Origin of the sequence: Streptacidiphilus sp. EB129 (assembly GCF_041262645.1) — a bacterium.
GTDB lineage: Bacteria > Actinomycetota > Actinomycetes > Streptomycetales > Streptomycetaceae > Streptacidiphilus.
Window position 1 is genome coordinate 339,559 of the sequence record NZ_JBGCCS010000004.1, and the last position, 25,247, is coordinate 364,805.

At 69.9% G+C, this 25,247-nt stretch carries 26 protein-coding genes and 3 pseudogenes; 12 read left to right on the plus strand and 17 right to left on the minus strand.

What is annotated here, in order from left to right:
- Window positions 1–58 precede the first annotated feature (58 nt).
- The gene (locus ABH925_RS07675; protein WP_370146325.1) at window positions 59–640 is read left to right on the plus strand and encodes a hypothetical protein; all 582 of its coding nucleotides are present in this window, start codon (window positions 59–61) and stop codon (window positions 638–640) included.
- A 101-nt stretch (window positions 641–741) separates the two neighbouring features.
- Here the strand turns inward: ABH925_RS07675 and ABH925_RS07680 are convergent.
- Window positions 742–1,653 (minus strand): annotated as a pseudogene (locus tag ABH925_RS07680) (tyrosine-type recombinase/integrase); the annotation flags it as partial.
- A 112-nt stretch (window positions 1,654–1,765) separates the two neighbouring features.
- Between ABH925_RS07680 and ABH925_RS07685 the strand changes: the two are divergent.
- From ABH925_RS07685 to ABH925_RS07700, 4 genes are all read left to right on the plus strand, one after another.
- Window positions 1,766–2,863 carry a tyrosine-type recombinase/integrase gene (locus ABH925_RS07685; RefSeq protein ID WP_370146380.1) on the plus strand — a complete coding sequence of 366 codons (1,098 nt, stop codon included), beginning with the start codon at window positions 1,766–1,768 and terminating at the stop codon, window positions 2,861–2,863.
- A gap of 9 nt (window positions 2,864–2,872) precedes the next feature.
- Window positions 2,873–3,220 carry a helix-turn-helix domain-containing protein gene (locus ABH925_RS07690; RefSeq protein ID WP_370146329.1) on the plus strand — a complete coding sequence of 116 codons (348 nt, stop codon included), beginning with the start codon at window positions 2,873–2,875 and terminating at the stop codon, window positions 3,218–3,220.
- Window positions 3,221–3,229: 9 nt separating this feature from the next.
- Window positions 3,230–5,728, plus strand: coding sequence for a hypothetical protein (locus ABH925_RS07695; RefSeq protein WP_370146332.1), 2,499 nt, complete (start codon window positions 3,230–3,232; stop codon window positions 5,726–5,728).
- A gap of 258 nt (window positions 5,729–5,986) precedes the next feature.
- The gene (locus ABH925_RS07700) at window positions 5,987–6,496 is read left to right on the plus strand and encodes a GNAT family N-acetyltransferase (RefSeq protein WP_370146333.1); all 510 of its coding nucleotides are present in this window, start codon (window positions 5,987–5,989) and stop codon (window positions 6,494–6,496) included.
- Window positions 6,497–6,598: 102 nt separating this feature from the next.
- Here ABH925_RS07700 and ABH925_RS07705 read toward each other — a convergent pair.
- From ABH925_RS07705 to ABH925_RS07720, 4 genes and pseudogenes are all read right to left on the minus strand, one after another.
- Window positions 6,599–7,018, minus strand: a pseudogene (locus ABH925_RS07705) (site-specific integrase); the annotation flags it as partial.
- Window positions 7,018–7,203, minus strand: a complete 186-nt coding sequence (locus ABH925_RS07710; protein WP_370146335.1) for a helix-turn-helix domain-containing protein — start codon at window positions 7,201–7,203, stop codon at window positions 7,018–7,020. The gene ABH925_RS07710 and the pseudogene ABH925_RS07705, both read right to left, overlap by 1 nt.
- On the minus strand, window positions 7,200–8,186 hold the full coding sequence (locus ABH925_RS07715) for a replication initiator (protein ID WP_370146381.1): 987 nt from the start codon (window positions 8,184–8,186) through the stop codon (window positions 7,200–7,202). The genes ABH925_RS07710 and ABH925_RS07715 overlap by 4 nt, the downstream gene beginning before the upstream one ends.
- Window positions 8,093–8,845 (minus strand): annotated as a pseudogene (locus tag ABH925_RS07720) (replication initiator); the annotation flags it as partial. The pseudogene ABH925_RS07720 and the gene ABH925_RS07715, both read right to left, overlap by 94 nt.
- Window positions 8,846–9,266: 421 nt before the next feature.
- On the opposite strand from ABH925_RS07720, the gene ABH925_RS07725 reads away from it, so the two are divergent.
- The 3 genes from ABH925_RS07725 to ABH925_RS07735 all read left to right on the plus strand — a co-directional run bounded on the left by ABH925_RS07725 (window position 9,267) and on the right by ABH925_RS07735 (window position 10,451).
- The gene (locus tag ABH925_RS07725) at window positions 9,267–9,659 is read left to right on the plus strand and encodes a GntR family transcriptional regulator (RefSeq protein ID WP_370146340.1); all 393 of its coding nucleotides are present in this window, start codon (window positions 9,267–9,269) and stop codon (window positions 9,657–9,659) included.
- 182 nt (window positions 9,660–9,841) lie between these two features.
- The gene (locus ABH925_RS07730; RefSeq protein ID WP_370146341.1) at window positions 9,842–10,138 is read left to right on the plus strand and encodes a hypothetical protein; all 297 of its coding nucleotides are present in this window, start codon (window positions 9,842–9,844) and stop codon (window positions 10,136–10,138) included.
- Entirely contained in the window at window positions 10,131–10,451 is a 321-nt protein-coding gene (locus ABH925_RS07735; RefSeq protein ID WP_370146343.1) for a hypothetical protein, read from the plus strand. The genes ABH925_RS07730 and ABH925_RS07735 overlap by 8 nt, the downstream gene beginning before the upstream one ends.
- Before the next feature lie 478 nt (window positions 10,452–10,929).
- On the opposite strand, the gene ABH925_RS07740 is transcribed toward ABH925_RS07735, so the two are convergent.
- On the minus strand, window positions 10,930–12,132 hold the full coding sequence (locus tag ABH925_RS07740) for a transcriptional regulator (RefSeq protein ID WP_370146344.1): 1,203 nt from the start codon (window positions 12,130–12,132) through the stop codon (window positions 10,930–10,932).
- Window positions 12,133–12,238: 106 nt separating this feature from the next.
- Here ABH925_RS07740 and ABH925_RS07745 point away from each other — a divergent pair, with 106 nt between their 5' ends.
- The 3 genes from ABH925_RS07745 (at window position 12,239) to ABH925_RS07755 (ending at window position 14,023) form a co-directional block, all read left to right on the plus strand.
- The gene (locus ABH925_RS07745) at window positions 12,239–12,412 is read left to right on the plus strand and encodes a hypothetical protein (protein WP_370146346.1); all 174 of its coding nucleotides are present in this window, start codon (window positions 12,239–12,241) and stop codon (window positions 12,410–12,412) included.
- A gap of 866 nt (window positions 12,413–13,278) precedes the next feature.
- Window positions 13,279–13,602: an HNH/ENDO VII family nuclease gene (locus ABH925_RS07750; RefSeq protein ID WP_370146347.1), complete on the plus strand. Its 324-nt coding sequence runs from the start codon at window positions 13,279–13,281 to the stop codon at window positions 13,600–13,602.
- Window positions 13,589–14,023 carry an ankyrin repeat domain-containing protein gene (locus ABH925_RS07755; RefSeq protein ID WP_370146348.1) on the plus strand — a complete coding sequence of 145 codons (435 nt, stop codon included), beginning with the start codon at window positions 13,589–13,591 and terminating at the stop codon, window positions 14,021–14,023. The genes ABH925_RS07750 and ABH925_RS07755 overlap by 14 nt, the downstream gene beginning before the upstream one ends.
- Before the next feature lie 206 nt (window positions 14,024–14,229).
- On the opposite strand, the gene ABH925_RS07760 is transcribed toward ABH925_RS07755, so the two are convergent.
- Both ABH925_RS07760 and ABH925_RS07765 read right to left on the minus strand, forming a co-directional pair.
- On the minus strand, window positions 14,230–14,589 hold the full coding sequence (locus tag ABH925_RS07760) for a type II toxin-antitoxin system VapC family toxin (RefSeq protein ID WP_370146349.1): 360 nt from the start codon (window positions 14,587–14,589) through the stop codon (window positions 14,230–14,232).
- Window positions 14,586–14,810, minus strand: coding sequence for a hypothetical protein (locus tag ABH925_RS07765; RefSeq protein WP_370146350.1), 225 nt, complete (start codon window positions 14,808–14,810; stop codon window positions 14,586–14,588). The genes ABH925_RS07760 and ABH925_RS07765 overlap by 4 nt, the downstream gene beginning before the upstream one ends.
- Window positions 14,811–15,137: 327 nt before the next feature.
- Between ABH925_RS07765 and ABH925_RS07770 the strand changes: the two genes are divergently transcribed.
- Entirely contained in the window at window positions 15,138–15,383 is a 246-nt protein-coding gene (locus tag ABH925_RS07770; protein ID WP_370146351.1) for a hypothetical protein, read from the plus strand.
- A 25-nt stretch (window positions 15,384–15,408) separates the two neighbouring features.
- Here ABH925_RS07770 and ABH925_RS07775 read toward each other — a convergent pair whose 3' ends face one another.
- The 9 genes from ABH925_RS07775 to ABH925_RS07815 form a co-directional block, all read right to left on the minus strand.
- A complete protein-coding gene (locus ABH925_RS07775) occupies window positions 15,409–15,789 on the minus strand; it encodes a PIN domain-containing protein (RefSeq protein WP_370146352.1) in 381 nt (126 codons plus the stop codon).
- Window positions 15,789–16,076, minus strand: coding sequence for a hypothetical protein (locus ABH925_RS07780; RefSeq protein ID WP_370146353.1), 288 nt, complete (start codon window positions 16,074–16,076; stop codon window positions 15,789–15,791). Before ABH925_RS07780 ends, ABH925_RS07775 begins: the two co-directional genes overlap by 1 nt.
- A 179-nt stretch (window positions 16,077–16,255) precedes the next feature.
- Window positions 16,256–17,311, minus strand: a complete 1,056-nt coding sequence (locus tag ABH925_RS07785; RefSeq protein WP_370146382.1) for an N-acetylglucosamine kinase — start codon at window positions 17,309–17,311, stop codon at window positions 16,256–16,258.
- Between the two features lie 179 nt (window positions 17,312–17,490).
- Window positions 17,491–18,795, minus strand: a complete 1,305-nt coding sequence (locus ABH925_RS07790; RefSeq protein ID WP_370146354.1) for a 6-phospho-beta-glucosidase — start codon at window positions 18,793–18,795, stop codon at window positions 17,491–17,493.
- Window positions 18,795–19,748 carry a carbohydrate ABC transporter permease gene (locus ABH925_RS07795; RefSeq protein WP_370146355.1) on the minus strand — a complete coding sequence of 318 codons (954 nt, stop codon included), beginning with the start codon at window positions 19,746–19,748 and terminating at the stop codon, window positions 18,795–18,797. Before ABH925_RS07795 ends, ABH925_RS07790 begins: the two co-directional genes overlap by 1 nt.
- Window positions 19,749–19,768: 20 nt before the next feature.
- Entirely contained in the window at window positions 19,769–20,725 is a 957-nt protein-coding gene (locus tag ABH925_RS07800) for a carbohydrate ABC transporter permease (protein WP_370146356.1), read from the minus strand.
- A 105-nt stretch (window positions 20,726–20,830) separates the two neighbouring features.
- Window positions 20,831–22,207 carry an ABC transporter substrate-binding protein gene (locus ABH925_RS07805; RefSeq protein ID WP_370146358.1) on the minus strand — a complete coding sequence of 459 codons (1,377 nt, stop codon included), beginning with the start codon at window positions 22,205–22,207 and terminating at the stop codon, window positions 20,831–20,833.
- A 221-nt stretch (window positions 22,208–22,428) separates the two neighbouring features.
- The gene (locus tag ABH925_RS07810; RefSeq protein ID WP_370146359.1) at window positions 22,429–23,625 is read right to left on the minus strand and encodes an ROK family transcriptional regulator; all 1,197 of its coding nucleotides are present in this window, start codon (window positions 23,623–23,625) and stop codon (window positions 22,429–22,431) included.
- A gap of 299 nt (window positions 23,626–23,924) precedes the next feature.
- Complete coding sequence (locus ABH925_RS07815) at window positions 23,925–24,983, minus strand: mechanosensitive ion channel family protein (RefSeq protein ID WP_370146360.1); 1,059 nt, start codon at window positions 24,981–24,983, stop codon at window positions 23,925–23,927.
- Between the last annotated feature and the right edge of the window lie 264 nt (window positions 24,984–25,247).

The window sequence follows — 25,247 nt, forward strand, 5'->3', positions numbered from 1 at the left end:
GCCAAGTGTGACGCTAGATGCTACTGGCTTGGCCCCCGATGCTTTGGACCTACCCGCGATGTACCAGATCGTCGCGGGCTACCGTCGGGATTACGAAGGACGAACCCTCAAAGTTGCTGGTGGGCCGCTGAGAGGTTCCATCCTCCTTGGCTGTGGCTCGAATCCACGACTACGGGGATCTCGGAACGGTGTGATCATGTTCCGCGCGGCGCGCCATGAGCATGCTCAGTGCGACATCGTCGTTTCCGAGCATGGAGAATTTGGATGCTCGTGGGGTGATGAATTCCATCTCCTCTTCAACTCGGTTGCGAGTTTCATTGAAGACTGCGCAATCTGGAACGAGCTGCGTGGTTGGCACTATGTAGCCAGGCTGGACGGCGACTTCGATCGAGTTCTAGATCTGATTGGCGAAACCGCTCGACAGGAAATATGGCTTGAGGAATCCGCCGCCTGGCGCATTGGTGACAGCATTGCGATCGCTTCCCACCCCTACCTTAATCCCGCAAGGAGCGTAAATAATCAGACCGCCATCCTTGTTCGCGATAGGGAAAAAGTTCTCGAAATGTTCGAATCTCTGAGCATGAATGGAATCCAGATCCCCGGCGATCCAAGTCGAATTGTGGATTCGGTGGGCTGTTAGAAGGCAATCTCGCGCTCGGGTGAAGTAACCACCAGAGGCCCCCCGGAATGGCGTTCCGGTGGGGCCTCTGTGGTGTCTGACGGCAGTAGTTGACGGCAACGTCAGCGGACGGGTGCTGCACAAAGGGGTGGTTCGTCGCCGTCGTCGGGTCGAGCGGTGGGCTGGGCGGGGTTGCGGAGGGCGTTGCCGAGGAGGTCGATGGCGTCTCGTTGGAGGCGGAGCCGGACGTGGGCGCATACCGTCGCGGTCACGCCAATGTGGGCGTGACCCAACAATTCCTTGATCACGACGAGCTCGACGCCCTGCTCCAGGAGCAGGGTCGCCGCCGAGTGCCGGAGGTCGTGGAAGCGAATGCGGCGGAGAGTGGCCCGGCGGAGCAGGGTGTTGAAGTGCCGGGTGAGTGTTGCTCCCTCGATCGGGGAGCCGTCGGGCCGGGTGAAGACGTAGCCGCTCGCCTTCCAGCCCGCCCCTGCTGCTTCGCGTTCCTGACGTTGCCGGTCGCGGTGCTGTTCGAGTGAGCGCAGGCACTCGGTGGGCAGGGCGATGCGCCGCTCCGAGCTCTGCGTCTTCGTCGGTAGGGCCGTCAGGCCGCTGGAGTTGGTGCGCTGCAAGGTGCGGCGGATGCTGGCGGTTGCGCCGGCCAGGTCGAGGTCTTCCCAGCGCAGGCCGAGGAGTTCACCCTTGCGCAGTCCGGTGCGCAGGGCGAGTTCGAACAGCGGGCTCAGCCGGTGGCCGCTCGTGGCGGCCAGGAACGCGCGCGCCTCCTCGGCGGTGAGGGGCTCGAACCGGCGGGGTCGGGGCGTACCCATGCGGACGTTGCGGGCGACGTTGCGGGGGATCTCCTCCTCGCGGACGGCGTGCTCCAGGGCGGATTTCAGGACGGAGTGCACGTAGGCGAGCGTCAGCGGCGACAGCCGCTTGCAGCAGCAGGTCCCGATCGCGCAGCACTGGGGCTGGTCGCGGTTGGTGTCGATGCCGCGTGAGCAGCACTGGCAGGTGGTGCGGAGTTGGTCGAACCCCGGGGAATTGCGTTTGATGCACGATGGTGAGACCGCTGACCTGCGGGCGACCGTTCATCTGATGCATGATTCGCGCACCCGATGGCCGGGAGGTTGCGTGTCGAGAATGGGTCTGAGTGAGGGGTCCGCGCGGTTGGTGCTGCTGGACGGCGTGGCTCTGCTGCACCCGGAAGACGCCGTCTTCGAGGCGATGTTGGAGGGCTGGGGGCGGCAGCAGCGCGGGGGTCGGCGGCTTCAGCCGGAGACTGTCAAGGGTCGGCAGAATGTGGTCCGCCGCTTCGGTGAGTACACCAATGCCTATCCGTGGCAGTGGTCGGCAGCCGACGTCGATGAGTGGATGACGTACCAGATCGCGGAGTTGAAGCGGGCGGAGTCGACGATCCGCAGCTACCAGACGACGCTGCGGCTGTTCTGTGACTACATCACCTCGCCGCACTACCAGTGGCCTGCCGAGTGCGAAGCCCGGTTCGGTACGCACCCGGTGCAGATCTGCCACGAGTGGAACACCGCGGCCCACCTGGTCGACTACGAGGGCGGCCCCGACCGGCGGCCGATGACCCGCGAGGAGATCCAGCTCTTCTTCGACTACGCCGACGACCAGGTGGAGCGGGCGATCCGGCTGGGCCGCAAGGGAGCCCTGGCGGCCTACCGCGACGCCACGGTGTTCAAGACCATCTACGGCTGGGGGCTGCGCTGCACTGAGGCGTCGCGGCTGGAGATCACTGACTTCTACCGCAACCCGAAAGCTCCGGAGCTGGGCCGGTTCGGCTCGCTGCATGTGCGGTACGGCAAGCGGACCAAGGGGTCGCCGCCACGCCGCCGGATGGTGCTGAGCGTCATGCCGTGGGCGGTGGAGGCGGTCGAGGACTACCTGGCCAACGTCCGTCCCCGCTATGCGGAGGCGGGCGAGAAGCCTGCGCTGTGGCTGACCGAGCGGGGCGGTCGCCTGCAGGCCCGGGAGATCGAGGACCGGTTCGCCACTTACCGTGACGCACTGGGGCTGGACAAGGAATTGGTGCCGCACTGCCTGCGGCACAGCCACGTCACGCACCAGATCGAGGACGGCGCCGACCCGGCATTCGTCCAGCGGCAAGTTGGGCATCGCTTCCCGTCGACGACCGCGATCTACACCGGGGTCAGCGGTGACTTCATGAACACGATGATGCGCAAGGTCCTGGACCGGGCCCTTGACAACGAACAGTAGGGAGACGACGTGACGGCGAAGCTGGACTACAGCTGGCATCTGCGGGAGGTGATGGCCACCCGAGGCATGTTCTCCACGACCGATCTGCGGCCGCTGCTGGCCGAGCGGGGCATCGACCTCTCTCCCAGCCAGACCTACCGTCTGGTGGTCGAGCGGCCCGAGCGCATGAGCCTGAAGACGCTCATGGCCCTGCTCGACATCCTCGGCTGCTCGATGGAGGACCTGATCGAGCCCGTCGCCGCGGCGGGCGGCCGACGACGCAAGACTGCCGCAGCCGGCGGAGGAGAACAGACCGGCGAAGGCACGTCGGGCGTCGGAGACTTCCGGCCCAAGCGGGCCCGAATCCTGCCCGAGTAGAGCGTCGCCGTGCACGAACAGGAGCCGAGGTTCGCTCTCGAACCCGAAAGGTTCATCGTCGAGGCCGTGCACTCCGTGGAGCCGGACCTTGCCGTGGAGGTCACCGAGACGGTCCTGCTCTCGACGGTCAAGCGCCGACCACAGCGGCGCGAGCTCGCCGAAGCACTGCACGCGGACCCGGACCTGCTCACCTCCGGCCGTCCCGAAGGACCCCGCTCGGTTGAGAGGCTGATCCGTGCTCTGCGCGAGCACGGCGCTGTGCACGTCGACCTGCCCCGATGCGCACAGTGCCAACGCCAGCGGCCCTTGGAGGCGCTGAGCGACAACGGACGGATCTGCAGATCCTGCAACGCCCGTCGGTACGCGCTGGCCAACCCGTGCACCGTGTGCGGCCGCCACGAGTTCGCCGCACGCGACCGGCAGGGACGGCCCCGCTGCACCCGGCACCCGGACGGTCCGAAGGACCCGCTGGCCTCGCTCTGCGAGAAACTCGCCTGCCTCCCGGTCGATCTGCCGCAGCAGAAGATCAAGGAAGCCGTCCTGTCGGTCGAGCGTCGCAGCAACGGCCAACGCCACCTGCTGCACGCTCTGGAGGACGTCCCGAATCTCCTGACCGGCGATGGCGCCCAGGGCCCCCGCAAGACGGCCGGCTTGATCCGGGCTTTGCTCGACCGCGGCGCGACGGGGTTGGTGATCCCGGCCTGCCCGTTCTGTCGACGCGCTCGGGAACTCAGCGCCACTCGCGACGGCCTGCGATCCTGCGTGACCTGCTCGCGCGCCAGCCGCACCGCGATCTGCGTGCGCTGCCAGCGCCCGCGATTCGTGGACACCAGGACCTTCGACGGCCAGCCGCTGTGCGGCAGCTGCCGCCAGGCAGTGCCGTTCAACCGGAAGAAGTGCAGCCGGTGCGGAGCCTGGAAGAAGAACGTGACGACCACCGGCGAGGGCGACCTGTGCGTGCACTGCGCCAAGTGGCCCATGGCGACCTGCGCAGACTGCGGGCGGCCAGGCCCCTGCAGGGAGATCCGAACCGGGGCCCTGAAATGCACGACCTGCTACGAGCGGACCAAGCGGCAGGGCATCTGCGCTCGCTGCGGTGTCGAACGGGCCATCAACTACCTCACCGAGTCCGGCGAATCGCTGTGCAAGTACTGCGGTGAGCCACGCACACCATGCTCCGCCTGCGGCAAGACATATCGTGTGATGGGCCGACCGGACGGCAAGCCGCTGTGCCAGACCTGCTGGTCCAAGCACCCCGCCGCACACCGGCCCTGCACCGGCTGCGGCACCGTCGAGAGACTCTTCCACCACGGACTCTGCACCGCATGCGCCGCCCGCCGCAGCCTGCGCGAGGTGCTCACCGGCTCCCGGACTGCCATGCGCCCCGAACTGGAGCCGGTCTTCGAGGCAATCCTGCGTGCTCAGCCCCGTGCCGTGCTGCGTTGGATCAACAAGGTCCCCGCCCGCCGCGCGATCCTTGAGGCACTGGCCGAGGGCGCCGGGCCCGTCACACACGAGACCCTCGACCGATGCTCCTCGGTCCAGACCGCGACGAACCTGCGCGCCATCTTCGTCGCCGGAGGGGCCCTGCCCGCTCGCGACGAACAACTCGTCACCCTGGAGAAGTTCCTGGCCAAGACCCTTGCCCGCGTCGAAGTCGCCGACGAGCGGAAGATCCTTCGCAGCTGGGCCACCTGGCACCACCTGCGGCGTCTGCGCAGCCTTCCGGACGGCAAGCATGTCACCCACGGCCAGGCCGCCGGCGTCAAGCACGAGATCCGCAACATCGTGCGGCTGCTGGACTGGCTCCACAGCCACGGTAGCGGTCTCGCCGACTGCACCCAGGACCATCTGGACACCTGGCTCGCCGAGGGCCCCGCCCAGCGGGCCTATGTCCGCGCCTTCCTGTTGTGGACCAGCCGCCGCGGTCACACCGCGCCGCTGGAAGTGCCGCTCTACTCGGGCGACTTCACCACGCACGTTATCGCCCAGGACCAACGCTGGGCCCTGGTCCGACGCCTCGTCCATGACGACCAGCTGGACACCGTCGACCGGGCGGCCGGGCTGCTTCTGCTGCTGTTCGCCCAGCCGCCCAGCCGGATCACCCAGCTCACTACAGACCAGGTCACCGACCACGGAGACAAGGTCACTCTCGCCCTCGGCCCGGCCCCCGCGGACCTGCCCGCGCCGCTGGACGACCTCATCCGACAACTCGTACAACGGCGCCAGGGCCACGCCGTGACCATCCCGATCACCGAACCGAAGTGGCTGTTCCCCGGCGGCTACCCCGGCCAGCCCCTCGCCCCGCACCACCTGGGCAACCGGCTGCGAGCCATCGGCATCCGCCCCCGGGTCGCCCGGAACACCGCACTGATGGACATCGCCTCCGAACTGCCGTCCTTCGTCTTCAGCCGGCTGCTCGGCTTCCACCAGACCACCGGCGACAACTGGAACCGCGAACGTCAAGGCTTCGGCGCCGATTACGCCGCCGACCTCAGCAGACGCTGACCACCGTGCAGGATCCGGCGGCCGATACGGCCCAGGGCGAGACGCGCCCACGAACCCTCCCAGCCACCTGCTAAGATCACCGTCAACAGTGAGGCCTTCCCGGCTCGGATACACATCCGCGGGGGAGGCTTTTTTCATGCCCTGAGGCCAACTCGCCCCGGGACACGTGCGCCCCGCATAAGGGCGCTGGTCCTGTCCCTGACCACTGATCCGGGCATAGGGCGCCTGCAAGTTGGTCCGACCCTGCAAGGGAGTTACATGCCACACGTATCTGTACGCCTCGCAAACGCCGCCGACCGCCCCATAGCGGAGCGACTCTGGCTGATGTTCCGCCACGACATGTCCGAGATCCGCGGTGTGCTGCCCAACCCAGACGGCACCTTCCGGAACGATCGGCTTCACACGGCCTTCGCTGACGCCGACTGGGCGCCATACCTCTTGACCAGCGGCGAGCGCCCAGTCGGTCTCGCGTTCGTCCGCGGCCTGGCCGGTCCGACGCACGTATTGAACAGCTTCTTCGTGGTGCGCGGGGCACGGAGGGCAGGCATCGGACTGCGTGCCGTCCAAGACGTCGTGGCCAAGCACCCCGGCCCGTGGGAAGTCGCCTTTCAGCACGACAACCCGTCCGCAGTGCACTTCTGGCATCGCGTCGCCACCGAGATCGCCGGCGATGCCTGGTCTGAAGAACGCAGGCCAGTACCAGACCGCCCGGATCTGCCGCCTGACGTCTGGATCTCGTTCGGCGTCCCGGCGAAGGCTCGCGGCTGAATATTGTGAGCCGGGAAGCCGCCGAGCAAGACTCGGCGGCACCGGCCACAGCGGCCCATCCCGGCGAACATTGCGCACCTTGTGATACCTCGGGTTACCAACAAGCCAGGTGCGGACGTCCTTGGCGGTGAGCTTGGCGAGCTTCTTCTTGCCCAGGCCGGGGAGGAGGTAGAGGCGGACGACGGCGGTGTAGCGGGTGTGGGTGTTCTCGCGGAGCCGGTGGACGGCGACGGTCTCCAGCCAGTACGTGAGGAACGCTGCGAGGCTGCCCTGCGCGGAGGGGGCGGGTATGCCGCGGTTGCTGGTGGCGACCTTTTCGGTGAGCTGGGCCAGGGCTTCCTTGCGGGTGGTGCCGTAGACGCGGATGCGCTTGCGGGTGTCGCCTGCGGCGAGGACGTATCCGGCGGCTTCCCAGCGGCCGTCCTTGCGCTGGTAGACGGTGCCGTCGCCGTTGGCGCGGACCCTGCGCGAGCCGGTGCCGGTGTTGGGGGTGGGGGTGGGGGTGGTGTCGGGGGTGGTCATCAGGCTGCCTGTTCGAGTTGGTGGTGGACGAGGGCGGTCAGCGCGTGCGTGGGGATGCGGCGGGCGCGGCCGATGGTGATCGAGGCGAGCTGCCGGGTGCGGATGAGGTCGTAGACGGTGGACCGGCTGATCTTGAGGCGGGCCATGACCTCGGGGACGGTGAGGAGTTCGACGTCGGCGTTCACGCGACAGCCACCGCCTGGTCAGTGGTGGTCAACGGACCAGTGGAGTGACCGGCCCGGTCACTGGAGCGCCGCGCCTGCCGGGGACGGCTCGGGTGCTCGGGTCGAGGGCTCGGTGTAGCAGCCAGGAGTTCGGCGAGGTGGGCGAGTTCGGGCAGGAGGCCGGTTCCGGCGTACTGCCAGTGCGAGATCACCCGGGTCGTGTCCGCGTCGCCGGATCGCCCGCGCCTGTCGTGGTGACCGGTGCGGTGACCGGGGCCAGGGTGGGTGTGACCGCCGGTCAGGTCACTGCGGTCGTCGCGGTCACCGTGCCGGTCAGTGACCGGCTGCCCCTCACGCACCGGTCCCTGCTCGGCGGATCGGCCGACCAGAGCCGGGTCGGCCGCCGTCGGGGCGGGGGTTTCGGGTTGACGGGTGCGCCAGGCGGTGCGTTCGGCTCGGAGGTGGGTGAGGGTGGTGGAGTAGCGGCGGGTGCGGGTAGAGAAGTGGCCTCGGAAACCGAGCATGTGGGCCCACTGCCGCAGGCGGAGGTGGGCGTGCGCGGGCTGGGCGCCGAGGTGCCAGGCAGTGTGGATCATGCGGCGGGCGTGGTCGGTGAGGTCGTACTGGGCGAGTTCGGCAAGAAAGCGCAGTCGGCGGTCGAGGGTGCCGGCGGTGGTCTCGGCTCCCTTGGTGGCGTACTTGGCGATGTAGGCGGCCACGTGCCGGTCGGTGACGGGGGCGTCGCCAGTGAAGTCGGTGCTGCGTATCGCGCGGACGTCGATCTGCCGCCCGAAGCGGAACGCCGTGGGCTCCGGCGGCTGGGCCCGGTCGGGTTCCCCGGCCCCGGAGGGGTTTTGGTGCTGGACGCGGGTGCGTTTGGCGCGGCGCGGACGGCATGGTCGAGGAGTCCTGTGGTGGCCCAGGTGGGTGGGGTGCTGGTGGGGCCGGTGGGTCCGTCGAGGCGGATGACGGTGTGGAAGTGGATTTGGCCGCGTTTTTGGTATTCGGCGACCTTGGCGTAGGAGAGCGTGGCGTGGTGGCGCAGGGTGCGCTGGGTCAGTCCTGCGGCGTGGGCGATCTCGCGGCGCAGGTGGGTGGTGAAGCGGGCCCACAGGGCGGGGGCGTGGGCGTTCCACAGGACCGCGCCGGTGTAGTCGTACCGTGCCGGGTTCAGCGGCGTGCCGAGGAGCGGGTCGCCGTCGCCGTGCCGGGTGCCGCAGGTGCAGGGGGCGGTGCCGGGTTGGTTGTGGACGGGGCCGAAGCCGGGGGCGGTGAGGGTGGCGAAGACGCGGGGGTGGGTGGCGACGCTGACCGGGACGGTCTTGCCGCCGCGTAGTCCGGCGGCGATGAGCTGGTAGGTGTCGTAGCGGTAGAGGGTGGAGCAGGCGGGGCAGCGGGTGGCGCGGCGGTTGCCGCAGCGCAGCAGGAGTTCGCCGGCGGGTAGGTGGCGGGTGTCGAGGTGGTCGAGGATCTGGCCGGTGGCGGTGTCCAGGCGGGTGCGGTGTCCGGTCATGCGGATCGGGCGGGCGCAGCCGCCCAGCGAGCCGATCTGGCGGGCCAGGGGTGCGAGGTGTCCGGCGGCGGCGAGCTTGGCCAGCCTGGCCGTCAGCCGCGCCCGGCGTTCCAGCGCCGAGCCCCTGTTCACGGAGGCGTCGGGCTTCATGTCGTTCGCTGGTGCGGTGAACGCCGCGCTGAAGTGCGCGGGTGTGGTTGCGGGGGGAGGGGATTTGGAGCTGTACGGGCATGGGGACAGACCTTCGGCAGGAGTCGGGAGAAGAGGGGAGGTGGCTGAGGGGCGACCCGGGTGGTCAGCACATAAGGAAGCGGGGTGCGTGACGGCGGGTGCGGAGGGTGGGCCGGGGACGTCTGGCCTGGTCAGCGGTGGTGTTCACCAGCGGTGCGTGAAGGTAGCATCGCTTCAAGCGCGCATTCAAGTGCATCCCTCCTCATCTGTTTCGGTGGGCGGTTGAGATGCGGGCAGTGTGGACCCGGTTTCCCGGTTTGGACGGGCCGGTTTTCGGTGGTAGTGGCGCAGAGAAGGCGGGTGACCTGCGGTGACAGTCGGGCGGCGGGGACGCAGGCCGGTGGGCGGCACCGTGCTGCTGACGTTCGAGGTCATCGCCGAGACCCTGCGGGGGCAGATCCGCTCCGGTGGGCTGAAGCCGGGCGACGCCTTGCCGACGCAGGCTGTGTTGATGGCGGAGTTCGGGGCCTCGAGCCTGTCGGTGCAGAAGGCCATGGCGCTGCTGAAGCGGGACGGTTACGCGATCTCCCGCCCCGGCAAGGGCGCCTTCGTCGCCCAGCCCGACGTGGACACCGACGCCGACGAAGACCCCGGCAGCCCGGACGCGGGGAACGCGCGGATGGTGGCCCGCGTCGAGGCGCTGGAGCTGGCACTGGCCGAGGGGCTCGAACAGCTCGCCAGCCTGCGCGACCGCGTTGAAGCCCTGGAGCTGAGCGGCACACACCAGGTTTGACCTGGGGATATCCGTTCACGGGTCACTGGATCGGGTGAGATTCCCGGCCCTCGGCGCGTCGCGTACGTGACCCGGATAGGGTCGGCTCGGGTCCAGGGCCCCGCCGGGATGGTGGTCGTGTCGACGCCCGGGGCGCCGGGGAGGCAGACTGGCCGGGTAGTGGCAGAGACAGGGAGGTGGCCATGTCGGTGCAGTCCGTCCACATGGAAGGCGCGGGCGATCCGGTGCCGCGCAACGCCGAGGGGATCGCTGCGGCGCTGTCCGGGGCGCGGCGGATGGAGTTCTACCGCGAGCTGCTGGCGGCGGCTCCGCAGGATGCCGAGGCGGTACTGCGGCACTGGTGGTGCGAGGCGGTGCTCGACGCCGACCAAGCCCGTGGTGACCAGCTCGCCGCTGCCGCCCTGGCCGGCACGCTGCCCCTGAGAGGCGTGGCCGATGCGGTCGAGGCCCGGCGTGCGGCGGGGCTGCCCGTTGAGTGATTCCGGAACCCCGTACGACGACGGCGAGGACGGGGTGGACGACGACGAGTGGCCCTGCTACCTGTCTCCGGAGGTCGAGGCCCTGTTGCAGGACCCGGCCGTGACCGGCGAGGTCTTCAGCGCCATCGTCTCCGCCACCGTGCGGATCAACACCACGCGCGGCTTGGTGCCCGGCAGCACGGCCTCCGAGCGCTGGCCCCAGCAGCGGCGCATCCCCCTGGGGCCTGGTGGCTCCCTCGGCGTCGCCGAGTACGTCATCGTCGCCGACGCCCCCGAACCCCACTGCGTCATCACGCGCGTCCAGCTCTACTGACCGGCCACCCCACACAGGCGAGCTCGCAGCCCCCACCATGCCAGTCGTGGGTGTGCGTCCAGATTTTCTCTACGAGGTTCAAGGCGGGCCCCGCCCGCTGGAACCGGCCCGACGTCGCCGACTGGTCCTGGGCCGGACCAGCGCCCGAGGTCCGTGCGGCGGCGGTCAGCGGGCAGCCGGGTCGTGGGCGGGGGTTGGACTGTTGCCCGATGGGAGCAAGTTGTGGGGTAAGGACTCCCCCCGCATTGCGGAGCAAGTTGTCGCCTGCGACCGTCCTACGGGCCGGATCGCGGGCACGGGGCCGGCCAGGGGGCCCGACCCTTCGCTTCTCTCGTCGCGCTCGCCGAGGGCGGTGGCCGACGTCGCGCCGACCCACTGACCGCACCCGCGCCGAGCGACCGGCCCACCGACGAGCCGTGCCGTGTGCCGGGACTCCGACCAGCAGTTGCCCGAACTCGCCCCCGCGCGATCGGGACGGTCAGGACGCCAGCAGTTCAGCGACTTCGGGGACGTCGCGGAACGCCCGCAGCCGGTCCAGCACGATCCGCGTGCGGTCCGTAGCGCGCTCGCTGCCGCTCTGCCCCAGGGCGAGCATCCGGCCAGCCGTCCCCGCCGCCGCCTCGGGCTCGTTCGCGTCGGCGTAGGCCACGGCCAGCCAGGACAGGTACAGCGCCAACTCCCTCGCGTGACTGGCGTCGTAACGCCCCAGGACGTCCGTCAGCAGCGGCACGGCGCGCAGCGGCCGGTGCAGCTCGGTATAGACGCGGGCCTCCATGACCTGCAGTTCCCCGGCGTCCATCCAGTACAGGTACGACGGTGACTCGGTGTCGGCCGAGTCCTGGGCCAGGGCCTGGCTGGCTTCCCCGAGCGCGGTCATCGCCCGTCGGTCCTGCCCGGCGCGGGTGTGCGCCCAGGCCACCCGGTCCAGGTACAGCGCGCGGGCCTTCGCCGGAGCATCCGGGCCCGCCTCTGCCACGGCGGCGGTAGCAAGGTCGACCGCGTCGTGGGGGCGTCCGGTGTTGCTCCACTGGTAGGCCAGCGAGCCCGCCACATTTCCCGACAGCACGCCGTCCCCGCCTGCGCGGGCGGCACTGATCCCGAGCCGGTAGATCCGCTCCGCCTCGGCGTGCTCGCCCGCATCGGAGGCCACCCAACCGGCGATCTGCGCCAACTCGCCAATGGCCCGTAGCAGTTCACGGCCCACTTGCTCGGTGTGGGTGCCCTCGCGGTAGAGCGTGACCGCCGCCCGCAGTTCCCGCAGGGCCGGGCCGATCAGGTCCTTGCCGTAGACCACGTCGTCGGCCAGCCGCAGGCCGTGCACCCGCCGGGCCAGGTCGGCTACCTGCCCCGCTCCGATCCGCCGGCCGGTCCTGGCCGTCAGCGGGGCCAGCGGGTCGCTCTCGGGCAGGAAGTCGGACACGGTCAGGACGCGCGGGGCGGGCTCGGCCGCTGCGACGGCCTTGGCCGCCTCCAGTAGCTCGCGCGGGACCTCCAGTACCAGGGCGAGGAAAGGCAGCCACTCGCGCGGGGACCGGGTGCCGATCTCCCATCGGGACACGTCGTTGCGCGTCGGTGGAACCCTGCCGGGCGCGGCCAGGGCCAGCGCGTCGGCGAGCCGCTGCTGACTCCACCCGCGCGCCAGGCGCAACCGCCGCACCAGTTCCCCGACCGTCTCCCGCACCCTGCCAGCTTGGCAGACACCAGGGCAGACACGCTGGCTCCTCCGCAAGGTTCCAGCCAACGAGACCATGGCCGAAGAGAGCCGAGCGGGAGCGAGGGAGCGGGAGATGGACGAGCAGACGGCGCAGTGGCGCGAACGCCCCGGCCCGGTGTGCCAGGAGTGCGGCCGACTCCGCGAGCAGGCCCGAGCCGCCTCGCTGTGCGGGGACCGCTCCCGGCTCAGCGACGTACGCGTCATGCAGGACCGCCACCGCCGGGCCGAGCACGGGCAGGCGGCATGAGCGTGCGCAAACGGATGCGGTTCCGCGACTACCACGTCCACACCGACCAGACCGCGACCCCGGTCCGCGAAGCCGTCTGCGTCACCGACGAGGAGCACTGCCAGTGGACCAGCGGCGAGCGCACCCGCGCCGACGACGTGACCGCCCTGATCGCCAAGCACGCCGCCGAGACCGGACACCACTGCTACCGCCGCACCGCCACCGACTACGCCACCGCCGAACCCGGCGACTTCCACTGCCCCGACGCCCGTAGGCCAAGGCAGGCCCCACCAGTCAGGACTGCCCGCCGTCGCCGACAAGCCCGCCGTTCACTCCTCAGGACCAGGCGCTACCAGAAGCCGAGCCGACGGGACGGTCGGGCAGCGGAAGCGACAACCGGCCAGCACGACGGGCTGACCGGAACCGGGCTCCTGGCAGAGCAAGTTGTCCCGTTGGATATCCCAACGGGCTATCCAACGGGAAGAGGGCTGACCCGGGGGGCGGGCCTCGTGTTGCCGAGCCCACCGTCGGGCGGGCGGCTGGCACTGCCTCCCACGGGGAGCGGAGCCCCCGGGCCGACCCGCCCCCACCGACCTCTCCCGCCGGTCTTCGCACGCCGACCCATGAGGCCCGCATGGTCTAGACCTCTGACGGCAGTAGTGACGGCAACAACCACGCACATCAGCACACAACAACGCACCCCGACGCACCGTCATATAGCCGCTGACCAGGGAAAATGCAGGTAGCGAGCGACCGCACGCCACACGTACTATGTCGAGGCGGGTGCCACGCCGGTCCTCGTCCACAACTGTGGCGGCAGCAACCCGGAGCATTCAGGTACCTGCACTTGTGCGGATGGGAACCAGCCGAGGCTCCTTAACGGGCGAATGGCAAGTGACCCCAATGCACCTGAAACGGACGCCAGGTATGCCCGGGTAACACTCCGGTCGTCAACCAAGCAGGCTGTTCAGGATGCAGCGCCTCGGGATGGGGATGGAAACTTCATTGATCCGAATACCGGCCAAAGCATTCCCAAGGAAGGCCCGTTCCACTACGGACACAAGCCAGGTGCCGAATACTGGCGAGCCCGTGATCAGGCGCAGCAGCAGGGACTCACTTGGGATCAGTTCATCGAGCAGCAGAATAACCCGGACGACTATCAGATCGAAGATCCTTACAACAATTTGAGTCACAAATATGAACCACATTGATGCGCAAGACCGCCAAGGGCGCACTCCGCTTCACGTAGCTGCGCTGAATGGAGACCTGGCCGAGGTTAGGAGTCTTCTAGCAGCTGGCGCAGATGCGGATCTCGGTGATCGAAGTGGGTTCACGCCCCTTCACTTCGCCGCCCAGGAGTACCGCTCGGATGTGGCGCTAGCTCTCATTAATGCTGGTGCGGACGTCAACCATGTGAACGTGTTCGGAAACACGCCTCTTTTTGTCGCGGTTTTCAACTCCCGCGGCCGCGGAGACGTGATCCAGCTCTTGCGCTCCTGCGGGGCGAATCCGCTGTGTGAGAACAGAAGCGGCCAGACGCCTTTCGGTCTGGCTCGGCTTATCGCCAACTACGATGTGATCCAGTATTTCGCTGACTTGGAATCACCTGACTCTGGGTCCGCCGATCGATGATCGGGGTCGCAAGTACTGACTCTGGATTCACTGATCAGTGACTGGCTTCGGGAGGGGCAACGCAGAGAGGCGCTCGCTGAGCTGGGGCGTGGGCCTCCATCACTCGCACCTTCCCTGGCGCCCATCCAGTACAGGCAGTCGGTGACTCGTGCCGGGGGAGTCCTGAGTCAGGGCTTCCCCGGCCTGCCTGATGGCAGCCCGAAGAGCTACGGGAACAGGGTGAAGGCGGGGACGTGGCTTGGGCGGACCACGCTGAAGTGGCGGCGGAAGGCGTCGGCGGTGCCCAGCGGAAGGTCCGAGTACTGCTCGACGAGGTCGGCGGCCCGGTTGACCTCGGACGGAGTGACAGTCACCAGCTCATAGACGCCGTCGGCCACGTCGCGCAGGAAGTCGGCTTCGGCCTTGGCTCCGGCGCGACTGGAGAGCATGTAGCCGATCTCGGCCAGGAGCGGTGCGGGCAGCAGCAGCGGGCCGGGGAAGTTCTGGAGCAGGTCGACGCACTGCGGGTGGTAGTCGTCCTTGCGGTTGGCGCTGGCCACTACCGGGCCGGTGTCGACGACGATCACGCGCTGCGAGGCTCCTCGCCGGCCCAGGCGTCGCGGACGATGTCCTTGGAGCGCACGGCAAGGTCAGGTTCGCCGTCGAAGACGGCAGTCGTGCGGAACCGGCGGCGGGGGCGTTCACCGCGCTCCACCTCGGCCCACTGACGCAGCAACTCGACGGCGTCGGGGAGCCGGTCCTCCGGCACCGCGTCGAGCAGGCGGTGTGCTTCCTCGCGTACGGTCATGAGCTCAGTGTAGGGTCCGAGACCCCTCCCAACCCAGGTGTTGCCCGGACGCTCCGCCGTCCGTGCGCTGACGCTTTCCCCGAGCGCGAGAATGCGGACCGCTGCCTCGGCTGCGGCTTCGGATTCGTTCGCCGTGGGCGGACTGCCACTGACTACGCCACCGCAGAGCCCGGTGCGTTCCGAGGACCGGCGAGGAACCGACCACCGAGGACCGGGGACATCGGACCAAGCTCCCGCCAACCCCCGCGCGATACCGCGCACGCCGGTGAGGGTGAACCTCTGCCGATCGGGCTGCCCGAGGCCGCGCGGCCGTCCCACACTGCTTGCGTGACCGCTGCGTACGAGTACCAGGACATGCACCACCTGGTGGACCGGCTCACCCCGGCCCAGGTGCGACGCCTGTATCTGCTCGTCACCCGGGACGAGGAACTGTCCCAAGTCGCCCAGTCGATGCACCCAGCCGATGCGGGCGCGTCCGAGGAACCGGTCCCGGCCGGGTTGCTGGCCTTGATCGGCAGCGTCAACGGCCCTGGGAATCCCGCCGAACGATCTCCTCAATCCGCACGTGGGTAAGGGAATCTGGGCCGGGGTCCCGGGCTTAGACGGTGAAGACCTTGAGCTTGACGCCGATGGACTCGGCGAGGTGGTGCAGGTCGTCAGGGTCGCTGGTGACCACGGATGCCTGGTACTGGACGGCGGTGACCACCACGATGGCGTCGACCACGTCGGAGGTCGCGGAGGCGCCGCAGGCGATACCCGCGGCGCGGCCGACGCGCTGGTCGTCGGGCAGGATGTCGCATCCCTTGAGGACGCGGGAGATCTGGTGCTGCGGCCCGCCCTGCCAAGCCTGGGCCAGGACGACCACGGGCACCAGGGGGCGGATGCGGGCGGCGGTGAGTTCGTCGTGGAGGGCGAGGAAGTCGGGGTTGCGACGTTCCGCGGCCAGCAGCGCGCCTGTGTCGTAGACGATCGTGCGCACTATCCGACCGCCCGCCAGGGCTCCTCGTCCAGGAGGCCGGCCTCTATGAGGAACTGGCGGGCACGGCTGCGGGACTCTTCGGGCAGCGAGCCGTGCTCCGACTCGTACTCGGCCACCAGCTCACGGGCAGCCGCGCGACCGGCCGCGTGCAGAGCAGCGAGCTGGGCTTTCTCGACGGCGGCCTCGGCCAGCCAGGCGGAGACCGGCTTGCCTTCCTCGGCCGCCGCGGCCTTGATCGTCTCCTCGACCTCGGGCGGCACTGAGATCGACAGTTTCCTCGCAGTCATGACCCCATCGTAGCGCGTGGTAGGAAGACGTTCCTACCGTTGTGCGGAACGAGATCCCACCTGGCCGAGCGGGCCCGGAAGCATGATCCATAGGTGGCACTGCGCAGCAGCGAGGGGATTCCCCCGAACCGGCATGTTGCCAGACATCACCGGTGGTGACGGGGGAGCCCCTCGCCGGCTCACGCCGGTGCCGGCCTCCGGAGCGCGTACGTGGCGCGGAGGCGTTGCTGGGCGGTGGGGATGCCGCCGAGGCCGGTGGAGGCGAGGTGGTCGAGGCCGAGGAGGGCGGCGCCGACGACCGGGGGCGTGGTGACGATGCGGGGCACCGCGTACGGTGCGTCCGCCGCCAGACGGGCGTTCACCCCGTCCAGCAGCAGCGGCTGACGGGAGGCCAGCACTCCGCCGCCCAGCACCACGTCGGCGGGCGCGTCCAGCAGGTCCAGCCGCCGCAGCGCCACCACCGCCATCCCCGCCACCTCCTCCGCCTGGCGGTCGATCAGCCGCAACGCGACGGCGTCCCCTCCGGTCGCCACCGCGAACAGCACCGGTACCAGCTCGTGCAGCCGCTGCTCCGGGACCGCGCCCAGGTGCACGGCCTCCGCCACCGCCAGCGTGGACGGGAGGCCGAAGTGACCGGCGATGGCGGAGGCGAGCGCGGTGTGCGGACCGCGCCCGTCCTCCGCCCGGGCGGCGGACCACATGGCCATCTCGGCCAGTCCTCCACCGCCCCCCCAGTCCCCGGTGGTCACACCGAGGGCCGGGAAGCGTGCCGTGCGGCCGTCGGGAAGCAGCCCCACGCAGTTGATTCCGGCGCCGCAGACCACGGCCACCCCGCGCGGCGCGTCGGTGCCCGAGCGCAGCAGCGCGAAGGTGTCGTTGGCCACGACCACCGTGCGCGCCCAGCCGTAGGAGGCGATGAGCTCCTGCAGCCCGCGCTCCTCCACCGGAAGGTCGGCGTTCGCCAGGCAGGCGGAGACATGGCTGACCAGCGGCCCGCCCAGGGCGTCCAGGTCGAAGCCGGCCTCCTCCGCCGCCCGGCGCACCAGCTCGGCCAGGCCGGCGACCGCGGCCTCCCGCCCGGCCTCCTGCGGCCGGAAGCCGCCGCCCCGGGCCGTGCCGAGCACCCGGCCGTCCGCGCCGACCAGCGCCACATCGGTCTTGCTGTTGCCGGCGTCGACGGCAAGCACGCCGGGCAGCAGCTCCCGGGCCAGGGAGCCGACCGTCCCGGCACCGATCGGGTTCCCGAGGGTGCCGTCGGCGTCCGCCGCCGGGGCCTCGGCCCCGGCCCCGGCCGTGCGGTGGTCGTACGTCACTGCGCTTCCGTTCTCCGGTCCCTGCCGGTCCACCTGCCCGTCCGCTCCCTGCCGGTCCACCTGCCGGTCCCCCCGTTGATCCATCCGCTGGTCCGACGTCGTCACGCCCACGCCAGATGCCGCCGGTTGTGCGCGATCAGACGGTCCGTCAGCCCCTCGGCGAGGTCGATCTGGCCGACCAGCGGATGCGCCAGCAGCGCCTGGAACACCCGGTCCCGGCCGCCGCGCAGCGCCGCGTCCAGGGCGAGTTGCTCGTACGCGGTGACATGGGCGATCAGTCCGGCGTACAGCGGCTCCACCGGCGGCACCGGCAGCGGGGCCGCGCCGGAGCCGTCGACCACGGCCGGGACCTCGATCACCGCGTCGTCGGGCAGGAACGGCAGGGTGCCGTTGTTGGGCACGTTGACGACCTGGACGGCGCCGGCCGGCGACCCGGTGCCGAGCAGCGAGGCGACCAGGTTCACCGCCGCCTCGGAGTAGAACGCGCCGCCGCGGCTGGCCAGCAGCGCCGGCTTCTCGTCCAGGGCCGGATCTCCGTACATGGCGAGCAGTTCGCGCTCGATCGCGGCGACCTCGGAGGCCCGCGAGCCCTTGTGCCTGAGTTCCTCGACCACGTTGTCGTGCTGGTAGAAGTAGCGCAGGTAGTAGGACGGGACCACGCCCAGCTGCCGCACCAGCGGCAGCGGCAGCTCCAGGTCCTCGGCGATGGCCGGGCCGAAGTCCCGCAGCAGCTCCGGCAGTACGTCGCGGCCGGTGTCGCCGCCGGGCTCGTCCAGCAGGTGGACGCCGCGTTCCCAGGTGAGGTGGTTCAGCCCGACGTGGTCCAGCCGGATCCGCTCCGGGACGACGCCGAGCAGCCCGGCGAACTTCCGCTGGAAGCCGATGGCGACGTTGCACAGCCCGACGGCCTTGTGGCCGGCCGTCTGCAGGGCCCGGGTGACGACGCCGACCGGGTTGGTGAAGTCCACGATCCAGGCGTCCGGGTTGGCCCGGCGCACCCGCTCGGCGATGTCCAGGACCACCGGGACCGTGCGCAGCGCCTTGGCCAGGCCGCCCGCGCCGGTGGTCTCCTGGCCGACGCAGCCGCACTCCAGCGGCCAGGTCTCGTCCTCGTTGCGGGCCGCCTGCCCGCCGACCCGGAGCTGCAGCAGTACCGCGTCGGCGCCCTGTACGGCGGCGTCCAGGTCGCCGGTGGTGGTGATCACCCCGGAGTGGCCCTGCTTGGCGAAGATCCGCCGGGCCAGCCCGCCGACCAGCTCCAGCCGGTCGGCGGCCGGGTCCACCAGGACCAGCTCGCCGATCGGCAGGACGTCCCGCAGCCGGGCGAAGCCGTCGATCAGCTCCGGCGTGTAGGTGGACCCGCCGCCGACCACGACCAGCTTGAGTGTGCTGTTCGGAGTGCTCATCAGCCCTTGACCCCTGTCAGTGTCACGCCTTCGATGAAGGCCTTTTGAGCGAAGAAGAAGACGATGATGACCGGCGCCATGACCAGCAGGGTCGCGGCCATCGTCAGGTTCCAGTTGGTGTGGTGCGCCCCGTGGAAGGACTGCAGTCCGTAGGAGAGGGTCCAGGCGGCGGGGTTGTCCGAGGCGTAGATCTGCGGCCCGAAGTAGTCGTTCCAGCAGTAGAAGAACTGGAACAGGGCGACCGCGGAGATGGCCGGCTTGGCCATCGGCAGCACCACCCGCAGCAGCGTGCGCAGTTCCCCGCAGCCGTCGACGCGGGCCGCGTCCAGGTACTCCTTGGGGATGGTCAGCAGGAACTGCCGCAGTAGGAAGATGGAGAAGGCGTCACCGAAGGCCATCGGGATGATCAGCGGCCACAGCGTCCCGTCCAGGTTCATCTGCTTGGCCCAGAACAGGTACATCGGGATCACCACCACCTGGGGCGGCAGCATCATCATCGAGATGACCAGCATCATCGCCAGCCGTCGGCCGGGGAAACGGAACTTCGCCAGCGCGTAGGCGACCGGGACCGAGGAGACGACGGTCAGGCAGGTGCCCAGGACGGCGTACTCGATGCTGTTCTTCCACCAGGTGGTGAAGCCGTCGACGTGGAAGACCGCGGTGTAGTTGCTCCAGACCCAGTGCGTGGGCCAGAAGTTGGTGGTCATCGCCTGGTCGTCGGTCATCACCGAGGTGAGGAAGAGGAAGACGAACGGCAGGATGAAGGCGATCGCGATGGCGATGGCCACGGAGTGGACCGCGATCCACTCCAGCCGGGACCGCCGCCGGGCCGTGCGCCGGGCGCGGTCGGAGCGGTCGGTGGAGGCGTCGCGGGCGGCCGGCGGCCGGGGCGCGGTGGTGCCAGTGGTGCCGGGGTTGCCGGTGGTGTCGCTGGAGGTTGCCAGGGAGGACATGGGTTCGGGTTCCTTCCGACTCAGTCGTCGGCCATCAGGCCGGAGCGGCGGCGCATGAGCAGGGAGGTACCGGCCATCGCGATGAGGAAGAGGAGGATGGAGATGACGCACGCGGCGCCGTAGTCGAAGTGCTGGAAGCCGATGTTGTAGACCAGCTGCGGCAGGGTCCAGGTGGAGCCCTGCGGGTAGCCCGGCTCGAACTGCTGGCCGGAGCCGGCGATCACGCCGCTGGCCACCTGGCCGGCGACGATCGCCTGGGTGTAGTACTGCAGGGTGTTGATCACGCCGGTGACCACGGCGAACATGATGATCGGCGAGATGTTCGGCAGGGTGACGTAGCGCCAGCGTTGGAAGCCACTGGCGCCGTCGAGCGAGGCGGCCTCGTACTGCTCGGCGGGGACGTCGAGGAGCGCGGCCATGAAGATGACCATCAGGTCGCCGATGCCCCACATCGCCAGCATCACCAGCGAGGGCTTGGACCAGGTCGGCGAGGTGAACCAGCCGGGCTGCGGCAGCCCCAGCTCGCCCAGGAAGTGGTTCACCGGACCGGTGCCGGGGTTGAGCAGGAAGGCGAAACCGATGGTCGCGGCCACCGGCGGGGCCAGGTACGGCAGGTAGAACGCGGTGCGGAAGAAGCCGGCCCCGGACTTGATCTTGATGATGAGCATGCCGATGCCCATCCCGAAAACGGTGCGCAGCGTCACCATCACCACGACCAGCCAGACCGTGTTCCGCAGCGCCTGCCAGAAGTAGGGGTACTCGGTGAGGATGTAGCTGAAGTTGCGGAAGCCGACGAAGTTCGGGGCGTTGAACCCGTCGTAGTGCATGAACGAGAAGTAGACCGTGGAGACCAGCGGGTACGCGAAGAAGATTGCGAAGCCGATCAGCCAGGGGGAGAGGAAGGCGGCGGCCGTCGCGAGTTCCCGGCGACGCTTGCGGCGCAGCGCGGGCGGAACAGGCAGCGTCGGGGATGCCATCAGAGTCACCACCAGGGGAGGGGTCGGTGCGGGCAGGAGGAGGTGGGGCCTCCCCCTGCCCTGGCGGTTGGGTACGGGCCGTACCGGTTGCTCGGGCTGTGCCGGCTACTTGGTCTGTGCCAGGTCGTGGTCGATCTGGGTGTCGGTGGCGGCGAGACCCGCCTTCAGGTCACCGCCCTGGCCCGACTCGTACTTGTAGGCGAAGTTCTGCAGCGAGACCTGGTACGCACCGCCGTTGGGGCTGGCCGGGGTGGTGCTGGTGTTGGGGTTGTTCGCGATGTCCAGGAAGGTCTGGAACTGCGGGGTGTGGTTCAGCTGCGGCGACTGGAGCGCGGCCAGCGTGCTCGGCACGTTGTAGATCGCGTTGGCGAAGGTGACCACGGCGTTGGTGTCGGTGGTCAGGTACTTCAGGAACTCCCAGGCCGCGGCCTGGTTCTTGCTGGTGCTGGCCATGCCGATGATGGTGCCGGTCTGGTAGCCCTTGCCGTACTGGGCGACCTGGTCGTCCGGCACCGGGAACGGCGCGGTGGCCCACGTGAACGAGGGGTGCTCCTGGGTCAGGTTGGCGACCCGCCACTCACCGTCGATCGACATCGCGGTCTTGCCCTTGTCGAAGGGGTTGGAGGCGAACTCGTCGGTGAAGGTGTTGCGGTACTTCTCCAGCTTGGAGAAGCCGCCGAGCTTGTCGATCAGGTTCTTCTGCCAGGTCAGCTGGGCCGCGAAGGCCGGGTCGGCGGCCAGGTTCGACGTGCCGCCGGCGGTGAGGTACTTCGGGCCCCAGGAGCCGAGGTAGTGCGCCGGGGTGCTCTCGAAGCCGTGGTAGTCGGGCATGAAGCCGAGTTGCGAGTAGCTGTCGCCGCTGCTCCTGGTCAGCTTCACCGCGTCCGCGTCGAACTCGCTCAGGGTCTTCGGCGGGCTGGTGATCCCGGCGGCCTTGAACATGTCGACGTTGTAGTAGAGGCCGAAGGCGTCGCCCAGCAGCGGCAGCGAGCACTGGTCGCCGTTGTACTGGGTGTAGGCGACCATCTGCTTGGGGAAGGTCTTGGCCGGGTCGATCCCGTCCTTCTGCAGGAACGGGGTCAGGTCGGCGAACTCGTGCGTCCCGCAGAACTGGCCGACGTTGTCGGTGGTGAACGAGGACACCACGTCCGGGGCCTGCGAGCCGCCGGCCCGCAGCGCCTGGTTGATCTTGTCGTCGGTGACGTTGGAGACGGCCTTGACCTTGATGTTCGGGTGCAGCTTCTCGAAGTTGGCGATGTTGTCGTTGATCGCCTTCAGCTCGTTGGGCTGACTCCAGCCGTGCCAGAAGGTGATGGTCACCGGGGCGGACGAACTGCCGACGGATCCGGCCGACCCGCTGCTGCTGCCGGTACAGGCGGCCGCGGTCAGCGCCAGCGCGGCGGTGACCGCCAGCGCGGCCGTGGCGCGGCGCAGCCGGGGGCTTCGGCTTCTCGTGGAGCTCTCGGACTGAGGGGTCGACACGGATTTCCTCCAGGGGGGTGGCAGGCTGCGGCGCCCGTCGGCGGGGGAGATGCGGCAGGTTCGAGGGTGTGGTGATCCGCGGCCCCGGCGCTGGGCGCCGGTCCGGGGACGTTCGTGGGGGCTTGTCGTTCGGCGGGCTTGTCGTTCGGCGGGCTTGTCGTTCGGCGGGCTTGTCGTTCGCAGTGGGGGCGATGTGGGGGGAGAGTGTCGGGGGTGGTCGGTCAGTAGGTGGAGAAGACGGTCTCCCGTACGGTGGCCAGTGCCGACTGCAGCGCGCCGACCACGACCGGAGAGCCCTCGACGGCGCTGATGACCAGCCGTGGCCGGGACACGGCCAGTCCGGTCAGCTCGTCCTGGACCAGGGCGCGCAGCGGTTCGCCGCCCGCCTGCGGGATGTCGCCGCTGAGCAGCACCAGTTCCGGGTCGACCACCGAGACGATCGCGGCGAGCCCGGTCGCCAGCCGCCGTGCCAGCGCGGTGAGCACCACGGCGTCGCCCCGCTCGGCCGCCGCCACGGCGGCGGCCACGGCCTGCGGCGCGGTCTTGGCGCTGATGCCGTGCTCCTTGGCCAGGGCGATGACGGCGGGCGCTCCGGCGAGTTCCTGGAAGCCGCCGGAGTTCTCCCGGCGGACGTTGCGGACCATCGGCGCGCCGGGCAGCGGCATGTAGCCGACCTCGCCCGCGCCTCCGGTGTGGCCGCGGTGCAGCCGGCCGGCGATCACGATCGCCGCGCCGACGCCCTCCTCGGCCCAGAGCAGCACGAAGTCGTCCACGCCCTGCGCCTGGCCGACCCGCTGCTCGGCGACCGCGGCGAGGTTGACGTCGTTCTCCACCGCGACCGGGACGCCCAGACCCTCCGTCAGCTCGGCCAGCAGTCGCGGCGAGTGCCAGCCGGGCAGGTGCGGCGCGTAGCGGAGCTTGCCGGTGGCCGGGTCGAGGGCGCCGGGGGTGCCGATCACCACCTGGCGCAGCACGGTCCGGTCCAGGCCGGCCGCGGCCGCCGCGGCGTCCACGGCCTCGCGGACCCGTTCGACGGTGCCGGAGGCCTGCCTGCCCGGGGTGTCCAGCCGGTGTTCGGCGACGACCTGGCCGGTGATGTCCGCGACCGCGACCCTGATCCGGGCCGGGTTGACGTCCAGGCCGGCCACGAAGGCGGCCTCGGGGTTGATCTCGTACAGCTGTGCGCCCGGGCCGGGCCGGCCCGCGGTGGTGCCGACCGGCACCACCAGTCCGGCGCTCTCCAGCCGCGCCAGCAGCTGCGAGGCGGTGGGCTTGGACAGTCCGGTGAGGCCGCCGAGCTGGCTCCGCGACAGCGGGCCGCGCTCCAGCAGCAGCTCCAGCGCGGCGCGGTCGTTGATCGCGCGAAGGAGGCTCGGTGTTCCGGGCTGTCCGGAACTGCCGTTGCCTGCGGCGGTCATGCCTCACTCCTCACGTCGGTCCACGGGGCCGGGGGACATCATGCTCCTGTCCGGCGGGTGCTGCGTCGCTGGACTAATAGGAAAGTTTCCTAACGGTGTGCAGGAACGTAAGGCCCCCGGCAATGCACTGTCAATGGCCCGTCCACCCGGAGACCGAAGCGTGACCTCACCGCAGGGCGAAAACCCGAGGGGCGCGAGGTGTGCGCTGCCGGCGCGCCGCGAGGCGCGGGGTCGGCAGCGCGCTCCTCGCGCCCCTCGGTGATGTCAGCGGTACCCGCAGGTCAGGCGGCCCGATGGGGTCAGTGGCCGGGTTCCTTGTCCATGGGCGGGTCGGGCGGTATGACCGCCGTCGCGCGGGACTGCGCGGAGAGCGGGTCGCCCAGCGCCGACGGCGCGGCGATCTCCGGGGTGGCGGCGGCCGCCGTCCGCGCGGCGGGGAGGCCGGGGAGCACCCCCATCCGGATGCCGCCCTCGTCCAGCGCCGCCTTGATCCGCTGCCGCAGCTCGCGGGCCACCGGGATCGACTTGCCGGGCATGGTCTTCGCGGACACCTGCACCACCACCGACTCGGCGGTGAGCGAGTCGACGCCGAGGACCTTCGCCGGCTCCCAGAGCTGCTCGCTCCACGGCTCGTCCTTGGACATCTCCTCGGCCGCGTTCTGGATCAGCCGCTCCACCAGCACCAGGTCCTCGTGGTAGCCGACCGGCACCTCGACGGTGGCCGTGGACCAGCCCTGGCTCATGTTGGCGATCCGCTTGACCTCGCCGTTGCGGATGTACCAGATCTCGCCGCCGGCCCCGCGCAGCTTGGTCACCCGCAGGCCGACCTCCAGTACCGTGCCGGTGGCCACCCCGGTGTCGATCTGGTCGCCGACGCCGTACTGGTCCTCCAGGATCATGAACACGCCGGAGAGGAAGTCGGTGACCAGGTTGCGCGCGCCGAAGCCGATCGCGACACCGGCCACCCCGGCGCTGGCCAGCAGCGGGGCCAGGTTGATCCCCAGCACCGACAGCGCGGTCAGCGCCCCCGTCCCCATCACCGTGAACGAGGCGACGCTGCGCAGCACCGATCCCATCGCCTGCGAGCGCTGCTTGCGCCGCTCGGCGTTCTCCAGCAGACCGGTGATCAGTGCGGGCTGGTGGTGGTCGGGACGGCCGTGTGCCATCCGGGCCACCATCTTGCTGATCATGGTGCGGATCACCGCACGCACCACCAGTGCGATCACCAGGATGAACAGGATCTTGACTGCTCCGGTGACCCAGCCCTCCCAGTTGGCGCTGACATAGCCGACGGCCTGACCTGCGCTGTTGGTGGCATCCGTCAGCGACGGGTGGGGGGTGGGAGGTTGCGTTGCCATCGGCACAGCCTATCCAGCTCCGCGGGGCGCCCCGTCCCGGCGCGACCCTTCCGGAGCACCCCGGAACCGCCCCCCGCCAGCGACGGAGGTGCAGCGGCGGGTGATCCGGGGCATGACCTGTGTGGGGCAGGACACACCTGCCCTGTTCTTCTGGATTGGTGGCGCGGCGGGGAGGCCTGCGGCGACACTGTGAGGAGATCACGCGGTCCACACCCGGGCCGCGCGCTCGTCCCGGCGCGAGCCACGCGCCGTCGGCGTAAAGGG